Below are 4229 nucleotides of genomic sequence, written 5' to 3'. Positions count from 1 at the left end.
GGCCGGCGACGGCCTCAAGGGAGAACGCATGAGCGCAAGCCAGGTCACCCCGGCCGCGACGGGGAACTCTGACGCCCTTCACGAGCTGGGCGATTTCGTCGCGATCAATTCCATTTCGTGTCAGGACGATTACCGCGAACGGTTCGAAGAGCTGTTCAAGAGCCGCGTGCACGCGATCGACAAGGCGCCGGGGTTTCGCCGGATGGCGGTGTTGAAGCCCGCCAGGGGAAGCGGCGATTATCTGGTCGTGAGCTTCTGGGACAGCCGGGCCGCGTTCGAGAGCTGGAGCCGTTCGCCGGAGTTCCTCGAAGGCCACCGCCGCGGCTTCGAGGACGTACGTGCCGCGAAGGAGCGGGGCGAGACGCCGCCCATGACTTCGCGCATGGAGATCTACGATGTCCTCTGTCGCTGATCTGATCGCCGGCGTCGCGACGCTGTGCGCGAAGCCCGCGATCCGCTTCTCCACCTCGGGCACGCTGATCACGCTGTTCGCACTCGCCGATTTCCTGGTGCGCCGGCGCCGCCGCCAGGAATCGCACGCGTTCAAGGCCGGCTGGATCAAGTTCCTGATCGCGGCGTCGGTGCTCGGCTTCTATGCGCTGATCGGCCCGACCGGCGGCGCGCTGTTGGGCGGCTACGGGAATCTCCTCGGCATCGCCCTGGTCGGGGCCGCCATGGCGGTGCGCGCTTCGACCGGCGTGCGGCATCCCGATCTCGCGGGCCGGAGCCTCTTCTACGTGGCGCTGCCGCTCGCGGCCGGAACGCCGTGGGGACTTCTCGCCCTCAGCCTGCCGGCGTGCGCGGCGTCGCTGTGGGTGGCGTCGCGGCAGGACGATCGAGTCCGCGCGCTCGCGTAGCCAGCCACAGCCACTGGGCCGCGTTCCCGGCCGCCATGCCGGCGATCGCGACGTAGAGTCCGGACAGGTGCCGCAGCACCAGCGGGCCCGACACCATCACCGCCGCGGCCACCACGAAATAGGCGATCACCGACTCGGTGACACCGCGGGTGCGATGCGCGTGCACCAGCGTTCCCTGGTACAGGCTCTGGAGCGCGGCCAGCCCCGGCATCGGGGCCGCGACCCACAACGCCGACGCGCCGAGGGTCGCAAGGGCGGGCGCCAGCGCCGAGACCGAGGCGAACCACCAGTGGCCGATCGGCGTGACCGCGGCGATCAGCAGCAGCGACGAGGTCGTCGCGGCCAGAAGAGCCGCGAAGCGCCTGAGCGCCGCCGCGGCTCCCGGCCGGTCGAGCATCGCCACCACCACCTCGTTGAGGGCGAAGCCGGTGCTGCGCAGGGTGAACACCAGGCCGTTCAGCACCGGCCAGGCCGCGAGCGACTCGAGCGGGCGATCCATGCGGCTCATCGCCGCGCTCGCGAGCGGCATGGAGAGGATGTAGAAGAGCGGCGTGATCATGAGCGGGAAGTAGAAGCGGGCAAAGCGCCGCGAATCGAGCGGTGGCCTCACCGCCGGCGCCTGGCGCAGTGGCCCGGCAAGAATCGGCCGCACCCGCCAGAACGCGAACAGCGCCTCGCTCACGACGCCCGAGATCACCGCGCAGGTGCCGACCACGATCCCCGGAAGGTGCCGCCAGGTGAGCCCGAAGCCCAGCACCGACGCCATCGCGGTCAATCGCACCGCGGTGCCGGCGCCGACCGAGCGCGCCTGGCCGAATCGGATCAGGACGCCCTGATGGAAGCGGCGGAACGCGATCGAGACGGTCCACGGCAGCATGATGCGCAGGCCCAACCGCGAGGGCTCGAGGATCTCGGCCGGAACCCTGAGCCAGCGCGCCGCGATCACGTCGAACAACGGCGTGAACGCGACCAGGCCGTGGAGCGCGGTGAAGCCGAGGCCCAGCGCCAGCATGAAGCGCCGGCCGACACGATAGGAGTGGAGATCGCGCGACAGCGCGGTCGAGGCCGCGAGCAGCATCAGGATCGGCGACTCGATCAGGAGTGCCAGCGGGAATACCACGCCGCCGTAGGCGGCCAGGCTGCGATCGGGATCGGGAAGCCTCGCCAATGCCGCCGACACCGCCGGCAGTTCGAATCCCATCAGCAGCCAGCTCGCGGCCAGCGGCCACCAGTTCTCGAGCACGGTCTCGAGCGAGACGCGCGGCCCGGGGGAGTCGGCGAACGGCGCGCTCGGTGCTCGCGCGGCCGTCATGCGTCAGGTCGTGTAGTCCGCGTTGATCGAGACGTAATCGGCGCTGAAGTCGCAGGTCCAGACCGTGGCCTCGGCTCCGCCGAGCCCGAGGTCGAGACGCACGGCCACCGGATCGCGCCGCAACCGCTCCGCCGCGCCGCGCTCGTCGTAGGCGTCGCGCATGCCGCCGTTGACCACGCGAATCGCATCGGCGCCCTCTCCGAACCATAGCGCCAGCCTCTCGGGCGCGATCGGGACACCGGCGGTCCCGGCCGCGGCCAGCACCCGGCCCCAGTTGGGATCGCCACCGTGCACTGCGGTCTTGACCAGCGCCGAGCGCGCGATCGCGTCGGCCACGAGATGGGCGTCCCGCTCGCTTGCGGCGCCAGTCACGCTCACCTCGACGAGCCGCGTGGCGCCTTCGCCGTCGCGCGCGATCTGGCGCGCGAGCGAGGCGCACACCTCGGTGAGCGCGGCGGTGAACGGGCCGCGCTCGGCCTCGTCCACGCGCACCCGGGAAGCGCCCGAGGCCAGCAGCAGCACCGTGTCATTGGTGCTCATGTCGCCGTCCACGCTCACGCGATTGAAGCTGCGTCCGGTGGATTCGACCAACGAGCGCTGCAGGAGCTCCGGAGGAACCAGCGCGTCGGTGGTGATCACGGCCAGCATGGTCGCCATCCGGGGATGGATCATTCCCGCGCCCTTCGCGAATCCGCGGATCACGACTCCGCCGCCGCGCAGCTCGGCGGTGGCGCCGGCGGTCTTGGGGCGGGTGTCGGTGGTCATGATCGCGCGCACCGTTGAGCCTGCGGAATCGCCGCCGGCGGCCAGCGCGCTCGCGGCCAACGTCACACCACGCTCGATCTTGTCCATCGCCAGCGGCACGCCGATCACGCCGGTCGAGAGCACCAGCACCTGCCCGGGATCGCAGCCCACCGCCTGCGACGCGAGCCAGGCCATGCGCTTCGCGTCGTTCATGCCCTGGTCTCCGGTGCAGGCGTTCGCGCACCCGGAATTCGCGACGATCGCGCGCACGCCGCCGGCGCGCTTCGCGATCACGTCGCGGTCGAGCACCACCGGAGCCGCGACCACGCGGTTGGTGGTGAAGACGCCGGCCGCCGAGCAGTCGCGATCGGCCGCGATCAGGGCCAGGTCCTCGCGGCCGCTGGCCTTGAGGCCGCAGGTCACCCCGGCCGAACGGAAACCCGGAGCGAGAGCGAAATCGGCCGGCGACATGGTTTCGGGACTCGAGGTCATCGCGCGTTCTCCGTTTGGGTTGGCGGCGGCGGACACTAGCACAGCGGCCGGAGCGGGTGCCGCGAACCCGCTCAAATCCCGGGCCCGATCGGCCGAAAACCAGGGGGACCGCAGGCCGGATGGACCGGCCTTCGACGCGTGAGGATGGATCCATGGCCTCGATGCCCGATCCCGCGGGGCGGCACGACGACTCGCCTTCGTTCGCTCCCGGTGTTCAGCTCACCCTGATGCTCAAGGGCCAGTTGGTGCAGACCTATTCGTTCGATGCGCGAGACATCGTGGTGGGCCGTGACCCCTACTGCGCGGTGTACGTGGACAATCCCGGGGTCTCGCGCGAGCACTTCAAGATCACGCGCGGCGATACCGGCGAGTTCCGCGTGCAGGACCTGGGCAGCTCCAACGGCACCTATCTCAACGACAAGCCCGTCAAGGTCGCGACATTGCGCGACGGCGACGTGATCCAGTTTTCCAAGTACTCGATGAAGGTGGCGATCGACGAGTTGGTGGGGGGGAATTCCGTGATCCGCAAGCCCCCCGGCGCCGCCGATGGCGCGACCGTGATGCTCACCCCGAGCGAAGTCCGGCAGATGGTGGCTGACGCCAAGAACAAGGCGGGCGGCGCCCCCTCGAACATTCGGCCGATGCCGCAGCCGGCCCCTCACGCTCCGCCCCCGCCGCAGAGCTCCAAGGCCTCGCCGAACGCCATGGCGGTGGTGGCCTGGCTGATCGGCGCACTGATCGTCGGCGGTGCCGCCGCGGTCTGGTACCTCGCGCACAAGTGAGCGTTTTCGCTCGCTGAAATTCGACGCGCCCCGCGGGGAGAC

At 70.4% G+C, this 4229-nt stretch carries 5 protein-coding genes; 3 read left to right on the top strand and 2 right to left on the bottom strand.

Features of this window, described 5'->3' with window-relative positions:
• Together VMJ70_08145 and VMJ70_08140 are read left to right on the top strand one after the other, a co-directional pair.
• Positions 1 to 412, top strand: a 412-nt coding sequence (locus tag VMJ70_08145) for an antibiotic biosynthesis monooxygenase (protein ID HTO91088.1), incomplete at its 5' end; no start/stop codon positions are given.
• Positions 396 to 857: a hypothetical protein gene (locus VMJ70_08140; protein ID HTO91087.1), complete on the top strand. Its 462-nt coding sequence runs from the start codon at positions 396 to 398 to the stop codon at positions 855 to 857. The genes VMJ70_08145 and VMJ70_08140, both read left to right, overlap by 17 nt.
• Here VMJ70_08140 and VMJ70_08135 read toward each other — a convergent pair.
• Together VMJ70_08135 and argJ are read right to left on the bottom strand one after the other, a co-directional pair.
• Complete coding sequence (locus VMJ70_08135) at positions 784 to 2169, bottom strand: hypothetical protein (GenBank protein HTO91086.1); 1386 nt, start codon at positions 2167 to 2169, stop codon at positions 784 to 786. The two genes, VMJ70_08140 and VMJ70_08135, sit on opposite strands and share 74 nt — an antisense overlap.
• Before the next feature lie 3 nt (positions 2170 to 2172).
• On the bottom strand, positions 2173 to 3405 hold the full coding sequence (argJ, locus tag VMJ70_08130) for a bifunctional glutamate N-acetyltransferase/amino-acid acetyltransferase ArgJ (GenBank protein HTO91085.1): 1233 nt from the start codon (positions 3403 to 3405) through the stop codon (positions 2173 to 2175).
• Positions 3406 to 3557: 152 nt separating this feature from the next.
• Between argJ and VMJ70_08125 the strand changes: the two genes are divergently transcribed.
• The gene (locus tag VMJ70_08125; protein HTO91084.1) at positions 3558 to 4187 is read left to right on the top strand and encodes an FHA domain-containing protein; all 630 of its coding nucleotides are present in this window, start codon (positions 3558 to 3560) and stop codon (positions 4185 to 4187) included.
• Positions 4188 to 4229: the final 42 nt, after the last annotated feature.

This window comes from Candidatus Sulfotelmatobacter sp., assembly GCA_035498555.1.
In the GTDB taxonomy this organism is placed as follows: domain Bacteria; phylum Eisenbacteria; class RBG-16-71-46; order RBG-16-71-46; family RBG-16-71-46; genus DATKAB01.
Note: the sequence above shows the minus strand (reverse complement) of the source record. Positions and strands in the feature narration are given on the sequence as shown.

Excerpts from the sequence above, each read along its gene's own strand:
- argJ (HTO91085.1), bottom strand. The coding sequence starts at position 3,405 with ATGACCTCGAGTCCCGAAACCATGTCGCCGGCCGATTTCGCTCTCGCT.
- VMJ70_08140 (HTO91087.1), top strand. The coding sequence starts at position 396 with ATGTCCTCTGTCGCTGATCTGATCGCCGGCGTCGCGACGCTGTGCGCG.
- VMJ70_08135 (HTO91086.1), bottom strand. The coding sequence starts at position 2,169 with ATGACGGCCGCGCGAGCACCGAGCGCGCCGTTCGCCGACTCCCCCGGG.
- VMJ70_08125 (HTO91084.1), top strand. The coding sequence starts at position 3,558 with ATGGCCTCGATGCCCGATCCCGCGGGGCGGCACGACGACTCGCCTTCG.